General features: G+C 61.9%; 16 protein-coding genes. 10 read left to right on the top strand and 6 right to left on the bottom strand.

Annotation, left to right across the window (positions count from 1 at the left end; all coding sequences use genetic code 11):
* The 5 genes from ROS217_RS03500 (at position 1) to ROS217_RS03520 (ending at position 3,544) form a co-directional block, all read left to right on the top strand.
* Positions 1-936, top strand: coding sequence for an aldo/keto reductase (locus ROS217_RS03500; RefSeq protein WP_040651052.1), 936 nt, complete (start codon positions 1-3; stop codon positions 934-936).
* 4 nt (positions 937-940) lie between these two features.
* Entirely contained in the window at positions 941-1,597 is a 657-nt protein-coding gene (locus ROS217_RS03505; protein WP_009816284.1) for a DUF938 domain-containing protein, read from the top strand.
* A 70-nt stretch (positions 1,598-1,667) separates the two neighbouring features.
* A complete protein-coding gene (locus tag ROS217_RS03510) occupies positions 1,668-2,006 on the top strand; it encodes a carboxymuconolactone decarboxylase family protein (RefSeq protein ID WP_040651054.1) in 339 nt (112 codons plus the stop codon).
* A gap of 97 nt (positions 2,007-2,103) precedes the next feature.
* Positions 2,104-2,721, top strand: coding sequence for a DUF937 domain-containing protein (locus tag ROS217_RS03515; RefSeq protein ID WP_157046538.1), 618 nt, complete (start codon positions 2,104-2,106; stop codon positions 2,719-2,721).
* Between the two features lie 61 nt (positions 2,722-2,782).
* Positions 2,783-3,544 carry a GH25 family lysozyme gene (locus ROS217_RS03520; RefSeq protein ID WP_009816287.1) on the top strand — a complete coding sequence of 254 codons (762 nt, stop codon included), beginning with the start codon at positions 2,783-2,785 and terminating at the stop codon, positions 3,542-3,544.
* Between the two features lie 30 nt (positions 3,545-3,574).
* Here the strand turns inward: ROS217_RS03520 and ROS217_RS03525 are convergent, their stop codons facing one another.
* The gene (locus tag ROS217_RS03525) at positions 3,575-6,082 is read right to left on the bottom strand and encodes a GcvT family protein (protein ID WP_009816288.1); all 2,508 of its coding nucleotides are present in this window, start codon (positions 6,080-6,082) and stop codon (positions 3,575-3,577) included.
* A gap of 194 nt (positions 6,083-6,276) precedes the next feature.
* Here ROS217_RS03525 and panB point away from each other — a divergent pair, with 194 nt between their 5' ends.
* Together panB and panC are read left to right on the top strand one after the other, a co-directional pair.
* Positions 6,277-7,104 (top strand): 3-methyl-2-oxobutanoate hydroxymethyltransferase, encoded by an 828-nt coding sequence (panB, locus tag ROS217_RS03530; protein ID WP_009816290.1) that lies wholly within the window; start codon positions 6,277-6,279, stop codon positions 7,102-7,104.
* Positions 7,101-7,949: a pantoate--beta-alanine ligase gene (gene panC / locus ROS217_RS03535; RefSeq protein WP_009816291.1), complete on the top strand. Its 849-nt coding sequence runs from the start codon at positions 7,101-7,103 to the stop codon at positions 7,947-7,949. Before panB ends, panC begins: the two co-directional genes overlap by 4 nt.
* 80 nt (positions 7,950-8,029) lie before the next feature.
* Here the strand turns inward: panC and ROS217_RS03540 are convergent, their stop codons facing one another.
* The 5 genes from ROS217_RS03540 to ROS217_RS03560 form a co-directional block, all read right to left on the bottom strand.
* Positions 8,030-9,310 (bottom strand): acetylornithine deacetylase/succinyl-diaminopimelate desuccinylase family protein, encoded by a 1,281-nt coding sequence (locus ROS217_RS03540; RefSeq protein ID WP_009816292.1) that lies wholly within the window; start codon positions 9,308-9,310, stop codon positions 8,030-8,032.
* A complete protein-coding gene (locus tag ROS217_RS03545; RefSeq protein WP_009816293.1) occupies positions 9,310-10,272 on the bottom strand; it encodes an NAD(P)H-dependent flavin oxidoreductase in 963 nt (320 codons plus the stop codon). Before ROS217_RS03545 ends, ROS217_RS03540 begins: the two co-directional genes overlap by 1 nt.
* A gap of 27 nt (positions 10,273-10,299) precedes the next feature.
* A complete protein-coding gene (gph, locus tag ROS217_RS03550) occupies positions 10,300-10,956 on the bottom strand; it encodes a phosphoglycolate phosphatase (RefSeq protein ID WP_009816294.1) in 657 nt (218 codons plus the stop codon).
* On the bottom strand, positions 10,953-11,654 hold the full coding sequence (rpe, locus tag ROS217_RS03555) for a ribulose-phosphate 3-epimerase (protein ID WP_009816295.1): 702 nt from the start codon (positions 11,652-11,654) through the stop codon (positions 10,953-10,955). The genes gph and rpe overlap by 4 nt, the downstream gene beginning before the upstream one ends.
* Positions 11,655-11,752: 98 nt before the next feature.
* Positions 11,753-12,637 (bottom strand): zinc-ribbon domain-containing protein, encoded by an 885-nt coding sequence (locus tag ROS217_RS03560; RefSeq protein ID WP_040651056.1) that lies wholly within the window; start codon positions 12,635-12,637, stop codon positions 11,753-11,755.
* A gap of 162 nt (positions 12,638-12,799) precedes the next feature.
* Here ROS217_RS03560 and ROS217_RS03565 point away from each other — a divergent pair, with 162 nt between their 5' ends.
* From ROS217_RS03565 to ROS217_RS03575, 3 genes are read left to right on the top strand one after another with little or no spacing between them, the layout of a single operon-like run.
* Positions 12,800-13,477 (top strand): cell division ATP-binding protein FtsE, encoded by a 678-nt coding sequence (locus ROS217_RS03565; RefSeq protein ID WP_040651058.1) that lies wholly within the window; start codon positions 12,800-12,802, stop codon positions 13,475-13,477.
* Positions 13,474-14,379 (top strand): cell division protein FtsX, encoded by a 906-nt coding sequence (locus ROS217_RS03570; RefSeq protein WP_009816298.1) that lies wholly within the window; start codon positions 13,474-13,476, stop codon positions 14,377-14,379. Before ROS217_RS03565 ends, ROS217_RS03570 begins: the two co-directional genes overlap by 4 nt.
* Positions 14,376-15,113, top strand: a complete 738-nt coding sequence (locus tag ROS217_RS03575) for a lysophospholipid acyltransferase family protein (RefSeq protein WP_009816299.1) — start codon at positions 14,376-14,378, stop codon at positions 15,111-15,113. The genes ROS217_RS03570 and ROS217_RS03575 overlap by 4 nt, the downstream gene beginning before the upstream one ends.
* The last annotated feature ends 69 nt before the right edge of the window (positions 15,114-15,182 follow it).

A 15,182-nucleotide genomic window follows, 5' to 3' on the forward strand; every position in this document is an offset into this window, starting at 1 on the left:
ATGAAAACACACATCACCTCCCCCGATGGAACCCCGGCCAGCCGCTTTGCCTTTGGTACGATGCAATTCGGCGATGCCGCGGACGAGGCCGCATCGCGGGCCATGTTTGACGTGTGCCTTGACGCAGGCATCACGCATTTCGACACGGCACATCTTTATACAGACGGGGCCGCGGAAACCCTCTTGGGTCGGTTCGCCGCGTCCTGTCGCGAGCGGCTGACCATTGCCACCAAGGTCGGCTATTCCGGCGGGGCGGGGCGCGAAAACATTCTCGCGCAGTTCGATATCTCCCGCCAACGTCTTGCTATGGACAAGGTCGAGATCCTCTACCTGCACCGCTTTGATCCCGATACACCGCTGGAGGAAACGCTGGAAACCTTTGCCGAGTTGCGCGCGCGTGGTCAGATAGACCATGTCGGCCTGTCGAATTTCGCCGCGTGGCAGGTGATGAAGGCTGCCTGCATCGCCGCGCGCTTCGACCTCACGATCTCGATCCTGCAACCGATGTATAGTCTCGTGAAACGGCAGGCCGAGGTTGAAATCCTGCCGATGGCCGCCTCCGAGGGGATGGTGGTGGCGGGCTATTCGCCACTCGCCGGCGGGTTGCTGACCGGTAAATACGCGCGGGGCGAAACCGGGCGGCTTACGGGCAATGAACGCTACGCCATCCGCTATGGGCAGGGCTGGATGCAAGAGGCGGCCCTTGCCCTTGGCCAGATTGCGCAAGAGTTGGGCACGAACTCCGCGACCCTCGCGGTGGCTTGGGCGGCGCAGCACCCGGCTCACCCAGTGCCGATCATTTCCGGCCGTTCTGCCGCCCAGATTGCGCCGTCGCTGGCCGCCCTCGATTTCGAGATGGACGCGGCACTCTATGCGCGTATTGCCGCCCTCAGCCCCGCACCGCCCCCCGCCACCGACCGGACTGAAGAGGCCTAAGCGGATGGAGCGCCGAACCTTGCCTCCCACGGCCTCGGTTGCGCATCCCGGCGACGGGGCCAAGTTGCACGCGCCATCGGCAGAACGTAACGCAGCAGCAATCACCCAAGCACTGGCCGAGATAGCTCCTCTGACAGGTCGCGCGCTTGAGATTGCCAGCGGAACGGGGCAGCATGCCGTGGGCTTTGCTCAGGCAATGCCCGGTCTCGACTGGCAACCGACCGAGGTTGATCCAGAGCGGCGTGCAAGCATAGACGCATGGGTGACGGACGCTGGCTTACCCAATCTGCGCGCCTCCATCGCGCTCAATGCGATCAAACCGGGTTGGGGCGCGGGGCAGGGTGGCCGCGCCCTGATCGTGCTCATAAACTTGTTGCATCTCATCACGACACCAGAGGCGCAAACACTGGTGCAAGAGGTGGCTTTTGCCCTTGCGCCTGGCGGGCGGTTTGCCCTCTACGGACCGTTCCTGCGGTCTGGACAGGCCACATCCGAGGGCGACGCCCGATTTCACGCGAGCCTCATCGCGCAGGACCTCGCCATCGGCTACAAGGATCTGGAGGATGTCCAGACCTGGCTGCGCACGGCGGGATTGATCCTGATCGACACCCGCGCGATGCCTGCCAACAATGTCCTCTTGATCTCCGAACGCCCCGCCTGATCTGAATCAAGGCCACGGGCGATGCGGCATGGTCTCTGCCGGGACAGAAACCAGCATGGAAGGCACGCCAATGAGTTGGCCAGACAAGATCGACACCACCCGGCAAGAATTGCGCGCGCTCAATGCGCTCATTCCCGACACGGCCCGCGCCTTTGGCGGGTTGGGCAAGGCCGTCAAGGAAGGCGGCACGCTTGACTTCAAGGTCAAGGAATTCGTGGCCCTCGGCATCGCAGTTGCCACCAAATGCGAACCCTGTATTGCCCTGCATATGGAGGCGCTCATTCGCACGGGTGCCACCCGCGAAGAGGTGGGCGACGTCCTGTCCATGTCGATCCAGATGGGTGGTGGTCCTGCGATGATGTATGCCGCCAAGGCGCTCGCCTGTTTCGATGAACTGGCGGAAAACTGACCATGAGAGAGTGAGACGGCCAAATCTTCCCCTTTGTCATGATGAGGAATCATGTTTGGCTGAATGTCAGGTTTAGTCAGTGCAGGGAGTTTGAGCGATGTCTATCATGAAACTACTACAGCAGGCGCAGGGCGGTCAGGGCCTTGGGCAACTCGCGGCGCAACTTGGTCTTGATCAAAGCACGGCGAACCAGTTGACGCAGATGTTGGCCCCAGCCATCGGATCAGCCGCCAAGCAGCGCGCGCAGCAAGGCGGCATTGAGAATGTCCTTGGTGCCCTGCGCGGCGAGGATCAGGCGCCGATGTTCGAGGACGCTGAGGCCGCAGCAAGCCCGCAAGGTCAGGCACAGGGCATGGCCTTTCTCGAACAGCTGATGGGCGGGCGGCAAGAGGCCGAAGGCTTGGCGCAAGAGGCGGCGCAACGTGCCGGAGTGGACATGACAAAGGTCAGCCAATTTCTTCCGGCACTCGCTGCGATGGCACAGGGCGGCTTGCAAAAGCAGATGCCCGACAGTCAGATTGACGGGTTGATGCAGGCCTTTTCGGGCGGCGGGCAAGCCTCCGGTGGGGGCCTCATGGGCATGATCGGCGGCTTGTTGGGCGGTTCCTCCAAGGGCGAGGCGGGTGGCCCGGATATGTCCAACCTGTTGAAAATGTTTGATGAAGATGGGGATGGTTCGCCCTTGGACGATATCCTTGGGAAATTTATGCGCTAAACCGGGCATCTGGGATTGAACGGGCTGCCCTTGGCGGCCCGTTTGCGGTAGGCTGATCGGAATGCTGCCAGAAACAGGTATTGCGATGTTCCGTGCGTTAGTCGTGTTGATGCTGCTATCCTTGCCAGCGTTTGCAACCGAGCGGTTCGGCGATTATGCGCCGGTCGATTTCGGCCCGCGCGGCCCCTCCGCGTTTCCTGTGCATGGCATCGACGTGGCGCGCTTTCAGAACGAGATTGATTGGCCGCGTGTATTTCTGGCCGGGGTGGCCTTTGCCTTTATCAAGGCTACCGAGGGCGGCGATCTCAAGGATGCGCAATTCGACCGTAACTGGCAGTTGGCCGCGCGTGAGGGCATTCCGCGCGGGGCCTATCATTTCTACTATTTCTGCACCCCGCCCGAGGTGCAGGCGCAATGGTTCATCCAGAATGTGCCGCGCCGGGGCCGCGCTTTGCCCCCCGTGCTTGACATGGAATGGAACCCATTTTCGCCGACCTGCGTGGTGCGCCCACCGGGGGCAGAGGTGCGGCGTCAGGCGCGGATATTCCTGGATATCGTGGAGCGTCATTTCGGACAGCGCCCGATCATCTACACCACGCCGGAATTCTACCGTGAGACGGGTATCGGACAGCTCGAGGGTGTCGAATTCTGGCTGCGCTCCGTCGCGCAAACACCGGATAAGGTCTATCCTGAACAGCGCTGGACCTTTTGGCAATATACGGGAAGCGGAGTTGTGCCGGGGGTCGAGGGTGGTGTGGACATCAACGTCTTTGCCGGAACGGCCGCAGATTGGCAAAGATGGCTTGGCGCTCATTGGAAATAGGGGGCACCGGATGGCACCCCCTTTGTTTTCTTAGCTGTCCTTGCGGATCGTCTCGTTCTTCGAGTCATAGGGGCTGTCGCAGGTCACGACCGCATCCCAGAGCTGATCGAGCATCTTGACCTTGAGTTTGGTGCCCTCAACCGCCTGTTCAGGTTTGACATAGCCCATGCCGATGGATTTCCCGAAGGCCACAGAATACCCGCCCGAGGTCAGGCGACCCACGCGCTCGCCCTCGGGCGTGTAGAGCACCTCACGGCCCCAGGGATCGGCATCCTGCGGCCCGTCGATCAAGAGCGTGCAGCATTTCGCCCGCACGCCGGTTTCGACCATCCGGGCCTTGCCACGGAACTCCTTGTCCAGATCGACAAAGCGCGGCAGATCGGCCTCGAGCGGGGTGGCGTCGCGGCCCAGTTCGTTGCCAAAGGCGCGATAGCTCTTTTCCTGCCGCAGCCAGTTCTGCGCGCGGGCCCCCACCAGCTTCATTCCGTGCGTCTCACCTGCCTTTTCCAGCAGGTCGAAGAGGTAGGCCTGCATCTCGATCGGGTGATGCAATTCCCAACCCAACTCGCCGGTATAGGCGACGCGGATGGCATTGACCGGGCACATGCCCAATTCGATTCGCTGCGCCGAGAGCCACGGGAAACGCTTGTTGCTGAGCGCAGTTGCCGGATCGGCATCTTTGATCACCTCAGTGAGCACCGCGCGCGATTTCGGCCCGGCGATGGCAAAGACCCCCCATTGCGTCGTGACGTCCTGAATTTCGACATAGCCGAACTGAGGCGTCATATCCTCGGCCGATTTACGCAGGTAATCGGCATCGTATTCCGTCCAAGCTCCAGCAGAGACGAGGTAATATTCATGCTCCTTGAGGCGCACGATGGTGTATTCCGTACGCGTCGTGCCATGCTCAGTCAGCGCATAGGTCAGGTTGATGCGGCCCACCTTGGGCAGTTTGTTGCAGGTGAACCAATCAAGGAAGGCGGTCGCCCCCGGCCCCTTGACCATATGTTTGGAAAACGCGGTGGCGTCGATCAGGCCCACGCCCTCACGGATCGCGCGCGCCTCTTCCACGGCATATTGCCACCAGCCGCCGCGCCGAAAACTGCGGGCATCGTGGTCAAAGTTTTCGGGCGCATCGAGAGGCCCGTAATAGTTGGGACGTTCCCAGCCATTTACGAAACCGAATTGCGCGCCGCGCTTCTTTTGCCGGTCATAAGCGGGCGCGGTGCGCAGCGGGCGACAGGCCGGGCGCTCTTCATCCGGGTGGTGCAGGATATAGACGTGATCGTAGCACTCTTCGTTCTTGCGCGCGGCAAACTCGGTCGTCATCCAGTTCGACGAATAGCGCTTGGGATCAAGGCTCGCCATGTCGATCTCGGCCTCGCCATTGACCATCAACTGCGCGAGGTAATAGCCGGTGCCGCCTGCGGCGGTGATGCCAAAGCTGAAGCCCTCGGCCAGCCACATGTTGCGCAGCCCCGGTGCGGGACCGACCAGCGGGTTACCATCGGGCGTATAGCAGATCGGGCCGTTGAAATCATCCTTGAGCCCCGATTCCTCACAGGACGGGATGCGGTGGATCATCGCCATATACTGCTCTTCGATCCGCTCCAGTGCTAGCGGGAACAGGTCGGCGCGGAAACTGTCCGGCACGCCATACTCAAAACAGGCGGGGGCGTTTTTCTCATAAACACCAAGAATCCAGCCGCCGCGCTCTTCGCGCACATAGCTCTGCGCATCGGCATCGCGCACCACAGGATGCTCCTTGCCGCCATTCTTGCGGAATTCGACCAATGCCGGGTCCTGATCCATCACGACAAACTGATGCTCAACGGGGATTGCCGGGATCTTGATGCCCAGCTTCTTGGCGGTGGTCTGCGCATGGTTGCCGCTTGCGGTCACGACATGCTCGGCCGTGATGACGATCTGCTCGTCCGACGGCACCAGATTGCCACCCTTTTCCACCATCTTGGTGCAGGTCACTTCCCACGCGCTGCCCGTCCAATGAAACGCATCCGCCTGCCACTTGCGCTCGATCATCACGCCCCGCTGGCGCGCGCCTTTGGCCATCGCCTGCGTCACATCGGCGGGGTTAATATAGCCGTCGGTGTTGTGATAGAGCGCGCCCTTGAGGTCAGAGGTATTGATCAGCGGCCAGCGCGCCTTGATCTCATCAGGTGTCAGCCATTCGTATGGAACGCCGCAGGTCTCGGCAGTTGAAGCATATAGCCTATACTCATCCATCCGCTCGTCTGTCTGCGCCATGCGCAGGTTGCCCACGACGGCAAAGCCAGCATTGAGCCCGGTCTCGGCCTCCAGCGTCTTGTAGAAATCGACCGAATACTTGTGAATATGCGTGGTCGCAAACGACATGTTGAAGAGAGGCAGCAGTCCGGCCGCATGCCACGTCGAACCAGAGGTCAGCTCGTCGCGCTCCAGCAGCATGACATCCTCCCACCCGGCCTTGGCCAGATGATAGGCAATCGAGGTGCCAACGGCCCCACCGCCGACGACGAGGGCTTTGACCTGGGTTTTCATGACGTGCGACTCCCTTCGGGTGACTTGAGTTGCGCGGATGTTTATCAATCCTGCCAATCCGCGCGCTGCCCATCCGACGCAACGCCGCACGAAAGCGACGTCGCGCCGGATCGCATACGAAAACAGAGGTGTGGATTTCTCTGACAAGGATTGGTAGCGTGCGCCGCAATGCAGAAATGACCGGAATTAAGCCTATGAGCGCCACTGCCAACAAGACTGCCCCTCTGCCGGATGACATCCGTGCTATGAAAGGCGGCACGCCCATCGTCAGCCTGACGGCCTATACGACGCCAATGGCGCGCATGATGGACCACCATTGCGATTTCGTGCTGGTGGGCGACAGCGTGGGAATGGTGGTGCATGGCCTGCCCTCGACCCTCGGTGTGACGATGGAGATAATGATCCTGCACGGTCAGGCGGTCGCGCGCGGCCTCAGCCACTCCATGCTGGTGATCGACATGCCCTTCGGCTCTTACGAGGAAAGCCCGGAGCAGGCCTTTCGCAACGCGGCTCGTATCCTGCGAGAGACGGGTGCTGCGGCGGTCAAGCTTGAGGGTGGGCGGCACATGGCCGACACCATCGCCTTTCTCGTGGCGCGCGGCGTGCCGGTGATGGCGCATATTGGCCTCACGCCGCAATCCATCAACACGCTTGGCGGGTATAAGGTTCAGGGGCGCGGCGATGCCGCCGAGACGCTCTTGGCCGATGCCCGCGCCGTCAGCGCGGCGGGGGCTTTTTCGGTGGTGCTGGAAAAGGTCACAGCCACGCTCGCCGACCGCATCACCGCCGAAATCCCCATTCCCACCATCGGCATCGGCGCCTCAGTGGGCTGTGACGGACAAATCCTCGTGGTCGATGACATGCTGGGGCTTTTCACCGAGTTCAAACCGAAATTCGTCAAGCGCTATGCAAGTTTGGGCGCAGAGGGCGAGGCCGCCATCGCGGCCTATGCCGCCGAGGTGCGCGCACGGACATTCCCCGCGCCCGAACATACCTTTGCCGACAAGGCTCCTCGCGGATGAGCGCGCCCATTCTGCGCGACGTTGGCGCATTGCGTGCGGCCACCCGGCCTTGGATTCTTGCGGGCGAGACGATTGGCGTGGTGCCCACCATGGGCGCGCTGCATGACGGGCATCTGTCGTTGGTGGCGGCGGCCAAGGCGCGCTGCGACCGGGTGCTGGTGACCATCTTTGTCAATCCCAAGCAGTTCAACAATCCCGAAGACCTCAAGAACTACCCAAGGACTGAGACCGAGGACGCACGCAAGCTGGAGCGCTTCGCGGTGGATGCCCTCTGGGTACCGGCGGGCGATCAGATGTATCCGGCGCATTTCGCCACCACGGTTTCGGTGGCCGGTCTCACCGATGTGATGGAGGGCGTCTATCGCCCCGGACATTTTGACGGAATGGCCACGGTCGTGACCAAGCTCTTTACCCAGACAGCGGCCACCGACGCCTTTTTTGGCGAAAAGGACTATCAGCAACTGATGGTCGTGCGCCGGATGGCGGCGGATCTGGATATTCCAATCACCGTACATGGCTGCCCGACGATCCGCGAGATTGACGGTCTGGCCATGGCCTCGCGCAACCTGCTTTTGTCGGACCGCGCCCGCACCACGGCGCCCGTGCTGCATGAGGTGATGGAGCAGATCGCCGCAGGGCTACGCGCGGGGTCGGAGTTTGACGGGTTACAGGCCGAGGCAATAGCGCGGCTGGACCGAGCGGGTTTTACCGGGGTCGATTATCTGGACCTGCGGGCCCAAGACGATCTGTCGGCCTTAGCGGCCCCCACACGCCCCGCCAGGCTCTTCGCCGCCGCTTGGCTCGCGGGGGTGCGCCTGATCGACAATATTGCAATCGGCAGCTGAGCGGCTTCATCATTCCATAAATACTCAAATTCCTGCGCCTGCGGCCTGCGCAGGTGTTGAGTATTTGCAGAACATTGAATTCACGGCCCCAGCAGCTCCACAAGCGCAAGCGCCATCACCAGCGCGGACTGTTCCATATCCTCGATCCCCACATATTCATCCGGCTTATGCGCCAGATCGAGGATGCCGGGACCATACGCGATGCAATTCTTCAGCCGTCCGATCCGGTCGATATGTTTCTGGTCATAGGTGCCGGGGCTGACCACGTAATCCGCGGCATGGCCAAACACCTGAGCCACTGCCCGCGCCACCGCCCCCACCACCGGCGCATCGCGGTCGGTCATGGTGGGCAGGACGCGGTGCAATTCGCGGATCGTGTAGTCGAACCCCTGTCTGCCGGTGCGCAGGGTTTCCAGCAGGTTGCGGATTTCTGTCTCGACCGCATCAATGTTTTCTTCGATCAGAAACCGCCGGTCAATCACCATCCGGCAGCGATCCGGCACGCAGGGCGAGGGCAGGCCGGTATAATCGGCCGCCTGTTCTCGCTCGCCGCCATGAATGGAATTGATGTTGAGCGTGGAGTGCCGCGCGCCTTCCGGAACCACAGGCATCTCGGTGCGCCGCGCGGCTAATGCCGGGAAAAGATGCTCTTCCATCCGCGCGATCACCGCCCCCATATGACGCACCGCGCAATCGCCCAGAAAGGGCATGGAACCATGCGCAATCTCGCCGTGGGTCTCGATCTCGGCCCACCAGACGCCGCGATGCCCGAGGCAAATGCGATCCTTGCCCAAAGGTTCGGGGATGATGACGTGATCCACCCGTCCGGGGCTGAAATAGCCGCGCTCTGCCAGATAGGCCACGCCGCCAAAGCCGCCTGATTCCTCGTCCGCCGTGCCGCTGATCTCGATCGCTCCGGCGTAATCGGGACAGGTGGCGATGAACGCCTCTGCCGCGATGATACTCGCCGCGAGCCCCCCCTTCATGTCGCAGGAACCACGCCCATAGATTTTGCCGTCGATCACGATCCCGCCAAAGGGGTCGACGCTCCACCCGTGACCCACCTCGACCACGTCGATATGGCTGTTGAAATGCACGCAAGGGCCGGGGCGCGCACCTTCGCGCCGCGCCAGAATATTCCAGCGCGGATGCCGGCCGCTGTCGCCCGGCGCGCCTTGGGCGCGGATCAGCTCTGTCGCGAACCCTGCCGCACGCAGGCGGCGGTCGAGATAGTCGCAAATCTCGCGGTAATTCTCGCCGGGGGGATTTAGCGTGGGAATGCGGATCAGGTCCTGCGTGAGCGCGATCAGATCGTCGCGCCGCGCCAATATTTCAGCGTGCAGGCGGTCAACCAACGCCATCAGGCCCAGCCCGGCGCGCGCCGGAGCAACGCCTCTGCCTCTTCGACCATGCGCGTGATGATGTCGGCGACCGGCGGGCGGTCATGGATCAACCCCGTCGCTTCGCCAACAAACGTATTGGCGCTCTCGGGGTCACCTGTGGTCCAGCCCTCTGCCCAATCGGCCCGGGCAGCAATATTCTCGCGCAAACCATCGGGATCGTCATGCCAACGATCCGTCACCGGATTGCGCAGCACGCGCGCCGTATACCGCGCGGGCCAACGTAGATTGCGCGCCGCATCCATCACCGTCGAGCGGATCGTCTGATCCCCCGTCGCCGAAATCGCCGCCTCGGTCATGGCCTCGGATACCTGCGCCTCAGCCGAAGCCCAGAGGCGCGAGCCGATGAGCACGCCATCAGCCCCCAGCATGAGAGCGGCGGCCAATCCCCGCCCATCAGCAATGCCCCCTGCCGCGACCAAGAGCACCTCGGGCGCGCGACCAGCAAGCCAATCTGCCACCTCGGGCACCAGCGTGATCGTGCCGCGCCGCTCGCCATGGCCACCCGCCTCGGACCCCTGCGCCACGATGATCTGCGCGCCGCACTCCGTAGCGCGCTGCGCATCACGCAGGGTCTGAACCTGACAGATGAGCGGCACGCCGGCGTCGGCAATCCTTGGCGCAAACGGGGTCGGATCGCCAAATGAAAGGCAGAGCGCCGCCGGTTCGCGCGCCAGAACCTGATCCAGAACCGCAGGGTTTTCAGCCATTTTCCAGGTGATGAAACCGCAGCCCACCCGCGCATTCCCGGCCTCGGCAAAGGCCCCCTCCAGCCAGTCGGCATTTCCGTAGCCCCCGCCAATCAGGCCCAGCCCCCCCGCATGGGTCACAGCCGCCGCCAGCCGCCCCCCGGCAGCAAAGGCCATCGGCGCGCAGAGAATGGGATGGGTCAGGCCTAGGGCCGTGGTCAAACGGGTTCGCATGGGACTAGTATGCCCGTGCAAGTCCCCTCAGGACAAGAGGTCAGTGATCAGCTCCTGCAGGTCGGCGAAATCGGAAAAGGCCCGGTCATGGGCGATCTGCTCGATCGGTCCCTTGCGATAGCCCTCCGTGTAGAGAACAAAGGGCACGCCCGCCCGCGCCGCCGTTTCGGCATCGACCTCGCTGTCGCCGACAAAAACCACATCCCGCGCACCAAGCGCTGCGGCCGTGGCCTGAAGCGGCGCCGGGTCAGGTTTCCGCAAGGTCAGGCTGTCGCCGCCGATGATCACCGGGAAATACCCGGCCAGCCCCAGATGTGCGAGGATCGAATGGGCCGGACCCTCGGGCTTGTTGGTGCAGAGACCAAGCGCCAGATCGGCCCCGGCCAGCCCGTCGAGCGCGCCCATCACACCCGGATAGACCGTCGTCAAGGTCACGGCGGTTTCATAATCGGCGATGAAGTCCTCGATCAGGCGGGCGCGCAACGCGCCATCCCCCGCCCGCCCACGCGCCGTTAGGCAGCAGCTGATGAAATGCGGTACGCCGCTGCCTATGAAGCTTCGTGTTTCTTCGGGTGCGAAGGGATCAAACCCATTCTGCACCATCAATCGGTTGGCGGCGGCGTGGATGTCCGGCGCGCTGTCGATCAATGTGCCATCAAGGTCGAAAACGACCGCACGGCTCATGCCATGGCACCGGTTGCCGCCTCTGCTGCGCGACGGATCGCGCGGATATTCTCGCCGTAGACGGCGGGATTGTCGACACTGCCGCCCTTGAAGACCGCAGATCCCGCCACCAGCACATCCGCCCCGGCCGCCGCCATCAGCGGGGCGGTTTCCGTGGTGATGCCGCCGTCGATTTCAATATGGATGGGCCGGTCGCCGATCATAGCGCGCAGCCGCTTGACCTTGTCGATCTGGCTGTGAATGAACTTCTGCCCGCCAAAGCCGGGGTTCACCGTCATCACGCAGATGAGATCCACCATGTCGAGCAGATGGTCGACCGCGTCGATCCCTGTGCCGGGATTGAGCGCCAGCCCCGCCTTGCACCCCGCACCACGAATGGCCTGCAAGGTGCGGTGGATATGCGGCCCCGCCTCAAGATGCGCGGTCAGGATATCGGCCCCGGCCTGCGCGAAGGCGTCGATATAGGGATCGACCGGCGAAATCATCAGATGCACGTCCATCACCGTCTTGATATGCGGGCGGATGGCGGCGCAGAGCGGCGGGCCAAAGGTTAGGTTGGGCACAAAATGCCCGTCCATCACATCGACATGAACCCAATCGCAGCCCTCGGCTTCGATGGCGCGGATCTCGGCCCCGAAGTTGGCGAAATCCGCCGAGAGGATGGAGGGGGCGATCTTGATCGAACGATTGAGGCTCATGGCAGAACTCCTCTAGGGTGCATGCAGGGGACATGCGCCGACTGAGGGTCGAGGTCAAGACCCTGAACCAGCGTGTCGCGACTGGAGAAGTGATTGTCCTAGCCGGACGGCGCTGACATGTCGGAGAGCCAACCGGACGTTGCGTTGACCGCCGAGGCCACCCACAGTCGCGCCATGTTCACCGCATCCACATATTGCGCAAGAGGGGCCTCCATGGCGGGGAGTGTGGTGGCAAGACGCGGAGCAAACACATACACCAAAGCCGCAAGAGCGAATGTTATGATCGCAAGGCGAAAGCCGCTGCGAAACCCACCGCTTCGGACTGGCATTTTAATCTCGTCGGGGATCGGCATCATAGGCGCATCAGATCTGTCCCCCGAGGAGGTGAGTGACGAATTTATCTCTTCGATATCTGGCAGCAGATTGCGGCGTGAGGACGGGTCAATGCTCGCATGTGCATCCTGTTTCTCGATCTCGGGTGAGGGCGAGGCACCGGAAGCGCCGCGCAAACGTTCCATCCGGGCGCGTGCTTGTCGTGTACGCTCGTCTTCGGAAATTTCGGGATCTGACAAGCCTAGGTCAGGCTGTGTCTCGATCCCACCTGCCGATGATCTGACCTGTCGCTCGCGCTCGGCCTCCTGTCGCAGGATATCGGCGACCGCAGGATCCACGCCGCGCCGCACGGGATGCGCGCCACCTGAGTCTGGTTCATCCCGCGCAATATCGTCTTCGTCTTCGTCATAATAGTCGTCTGGATGCTCGTCTTCATCTAGTTTCTCGGACAGCGGGGCAGTCGGAGCCACATCCTCTTCTAAGGGCGAGGGGCCCAAGTCGTCAGCACTGGATGCAACTGGCGTGTGCGACCGATGATGCTGAAACCAGGTGTCGCCGCAATTGGAACATTGCACATCTCGACCGCTCGTCGGGATCACCTCGTCGGGCACCTCATACTGTGCTCCGCAATTTGGGCAAATCAGCCTCATTCTGCCACCTGCTTCTTGCTGCCGTTGTCCGGCCCCTATCATTGCGCGTCACCATAGGCCGTTCTGGGCTTTCGGAAAAGGACAAAGCGAATCACGTGCAGGATCATTGCACATGTGTGGCCTCTGGGGCATTTAGGGGCTGAGAGTGACAAGGGGGCAGCGGTGATCGAGCTGGAGAACGTGGCCTATAGCTATGGGGGTGGCGAGTTGCTGGCGGACGTGTCGCTGTCGCTCAGCCCCGGATCATTTCATTTCCTGACGGGGCCGTCGGGATCGGGCAAGACGACACTGCTCAAATTATGTTATGGGGCCTTGGTTCCAACAGCAGGGCAGGTACGTTTGTTTGGTCAGGAACGTCGCGAGATGGAGCGCGACGATATCGCCATGGTGCGGCGGCGGATCGGCGTGGTGCATCAGGATTGCCAGTTTCTCGATCATCTCACCGTGTCAGAAAACATCGCTTTGCCCTTGGCTGTGTCGGGGCGCGATCTTTTGGCTGAGGATGCCAATCTGCGCGAGTTGACCGGCTGGGTCGGCCTCAAGGAGCGGGCGAATGCTCTGCCACCTGAGCTCTCGGGCGGCGAGCGACAGCGCGCAGCCTTGGCTCGTGCGGTGATCATGTCACCGGATGTGGTACTGGCAGACGAGCCTACGGGCAATGTTGACTGGGAAATGTCGCAGCGCCTCTTGCGCCTGTTGATCGAACTGAACCGGATGGGAAAGACAATCCTCATTGCGACCCATGATCTGGCCCTCATCCGTGCTGCCAAGACACATGTGCAGGCACGGGTCCTGCGGATCGCATCGCGCAAGTTGCAACTCGCAGGAGCGGATCTGTGAAGCTTGATTTTTCGCAAGTGACCGCATTCCTGCTAACAGATCGTCAATCTGACAGAGTGGTGCCGCCCACCGGGTTCACGGCTTGGCTTACGCTCTTTAGCGCGGCGGTGATGGCATTTCTCGCGGTCTTCGCATTGGCGTTGTCATTGGCGACAGGCCGTTTGGCGGATCGCTGGGGAAATGAATTGGCGCGCACGGCTACGGTGCGCATCTCTGCTCCTGAAGGTCAGATGGACGCGCAGACGGCAGCCGCTCTACGTGTGCTCGAGACGACCGTTGGTGTGGAGCGGGCTCGCGCCCTGACTGACGAAGAACAAGCGGCTCTGTTGGCGCCGTGGTTTGGTCCTGATTTGCCGATTGAGGATTTGCCGATTCCGAGGTTGATCGAGGTGATCGAGACTGGGGACGGATTTGATGCTGACGGCCTGCGTCTACGCCTCAGCGCAGAAGTGCCTGGCGCAATGTTGGATGATCATACGCGTTGGCGGCAACCTCTGGTGCGCGCCGCCAGCCGGCTCAGGCTTTTGGGCTGGATCTCGATGATCCTTATTGGCGGGGCCGTTGGAGCGATGATCACCCTAGCCGCAAACGCCGCATTAGCGGCCAATTCGCAAGTGATCAGTGTGCTGCGGCTGGTGGGCGCACAGGATGTCTATATCGCGCGGGCTTTCGTGCGACGATTTACGTTGCGAGCACTTGGAGGCGCCTGCGTCGGAGTGGTTCTGGGATGCGGTGCAATTTTGCTTTTGCCTCGGGCACAGATTGAAGGCGGTTTTCTTACCGGTCTTGGGTTCCAAGGATGGCACTGGATCTGGCCGCTGATCATTCCGCCACTGGCGGCGGGAGTCGCGTTCGCGGCAACGCGCCTTGCAGCACACCGCAGCTTGAAGGAACTACCATGAGATATGCCGTTCAATGGCTGCGCTCTCTTGTCTTTATCGCGCAGATGTATCTGATGCTGCCTGTCTTTGGGTTACTCTACATGCCCGCCGCGATTTTCAGCCGAAAAGGGGCTCTGGCCGGGTGCAAGGCCTATTGCCATTGGGTGCGCTGGACGGCCTGCTGGATGGTGGGGCTGCGGACCGAGGTGCGCGGCACGCCACCCGACGGGCAGGTTCTGATCGCTGCCAAGCACCAATCCTTTCTCGATATTCTGCTGATTTTCAGCGAATTGCCGACCGGGCGTTTCATCATGAAGCGCGAAATTTTGTGGACCCCGGTGATCGGTCTCTATGGAATGCGGATCGGGTGTGTTCCAGTTGATCGCGGCAAGCGTGGGGCGGCTATCAAGAAAATGGTCGAGGACGTGGCGCGCGGCGCGCAAACCCCCGGGCAGTTGATCATCTATGCCCAAGGCACCCGTGTCGCCCCCGGAACCAAGGTGCCCTACAAGATAGGAACCGGTGTCCTTTATGAACAAATGGGGGTGCCCTGCGTGCCTGCCGCCACCAATGTCGGCGTGTTCTGGCCCAAGCGGGGGATCTATCGCAAACCGGGGCTGGCGGTCGTGGAGTTTTTGGCACCAATCGAAACGGGGCTGGACCGAAATGTTTTCATGGAACAGCTCGAGCATGAGATTGAAGGCGCTTCAAACGCGCTGATGCGTGAGGCAGGGTTTGATCTGGATGCCGTCTGAGCAGAGCGCAGCCCGCAGATTTCCACAATTTGTTCACATAAAACGCGCATCCTGCTGCGACTGTCCCTC

The organism is Roseovarius sp. 217 (genome assembly GCF_000152845.1).
GTDB lineage: Bacteria > Pseudomonadota > Alphaproteobacteria > Rhodobacterales > Rhodobacteraceae > Roseovarius.

Excerpts from the sequence above, each read along its gene's own strand:
- ROS217_RS03500 (WP_040651052.1), top strand. The coding sequence starts at position 1 with ATGAAAACACACATCACCTCCCCCGATGGAACCCCGGCCAGCCGCTTT.
- ROS217_RS03505 (WP_009816284.1), top strand. The coding sequence starts at position 941 with ATGGAGCGCCGAACCTTGCCTCCCACGGCCTCGGTTGCGCATCCCGGC.
- ROS217_RS03510 (WP_040651054.1), top strand. The coding sequence starts at position 1,668 with ATGAGTTGGCCAGACAAGATCGACACCACCCGGCAAGAATTGCGCGCG.
- ROS217_RS03515 (WP_157046538.1), top strand. The coding sequence starts at position 2,104 with ATGTCTATCATGAAACTACTACAGCAGGCGCAGGGCGGTCAGGGCCTT.
- ROS217_RS03520 (WP_009816287.1), top strand. The coding sequence starts at position 2,783 with ATGCTGCCAGAAACAGGTATTGCGATGTTCCGTGCGTTAGTCGTGTTG.
- ROS217_RS03525 (WP_009816288.1), bottom strand. The coding sequence starts at position 6,082 with ATGAAAACCCAGGTCAAAGCCCTCGTCGTCGGCGGTGGGGCCGTTGGC.
- panB (WP_009816290.1), top strand. The coding sequence starts at position 6,277 with ATGAGCGCCACTGCCAACAAGACTGCCCCTCTGCCGGATGACATCCGT.
- panC (WP_009816291.1), top strand. The coding sequence starts at position 7,101 with ATGAGCGCGCCCATTCTGCGCGACGTTGGCGCATTGCGTGCGGCCACC.
- ROS217_RS03540 (WP_009816292.1), bottom strand. The coding sequence starts at position 9,310 with ATGGCGTTGGTTGACCGCCTGCACGCTGAAATATTGGCGCGGCGCGAC.
- ROS217_RS03545 (WP_009816293.1), bottom strand. The coding sequence starts at position 10,272 with ATGCGAACCCGTTTGACCACGGCCCTAGGCCTGACCCATCCCATTCTC.
- gph (WP_009816294.1), bottom strand. The coding sequence starts at position 10,956 with ATGAGCCGTGCGGTCGTTTTCGACCTTGATGGCACATTGATCGACAGC.
- rpe (WP_009816295.1), bottom strand. The coding sequence starts at position 11,654 with ATGAGCCTCAATCGTTCGATCAAGATCGCCCCCTCCATCCTCTCGGCG.
- ROS217_RS03560 (WP_040651056.1), bottom strand. The coding sequence starts at position 12,637 with ATGAGGCTGATTTGCCCAAATTGCGGAGCACAGTATGAGGTGCCCGAC.
- ROS217_RS03575 (WP_009816299.1), top strand. The coding sequence starts at position 14,376 with ATGAGATATGCCGTTCAATGGCTGCGCTCTCTTGTCTTTATCGCGCAG.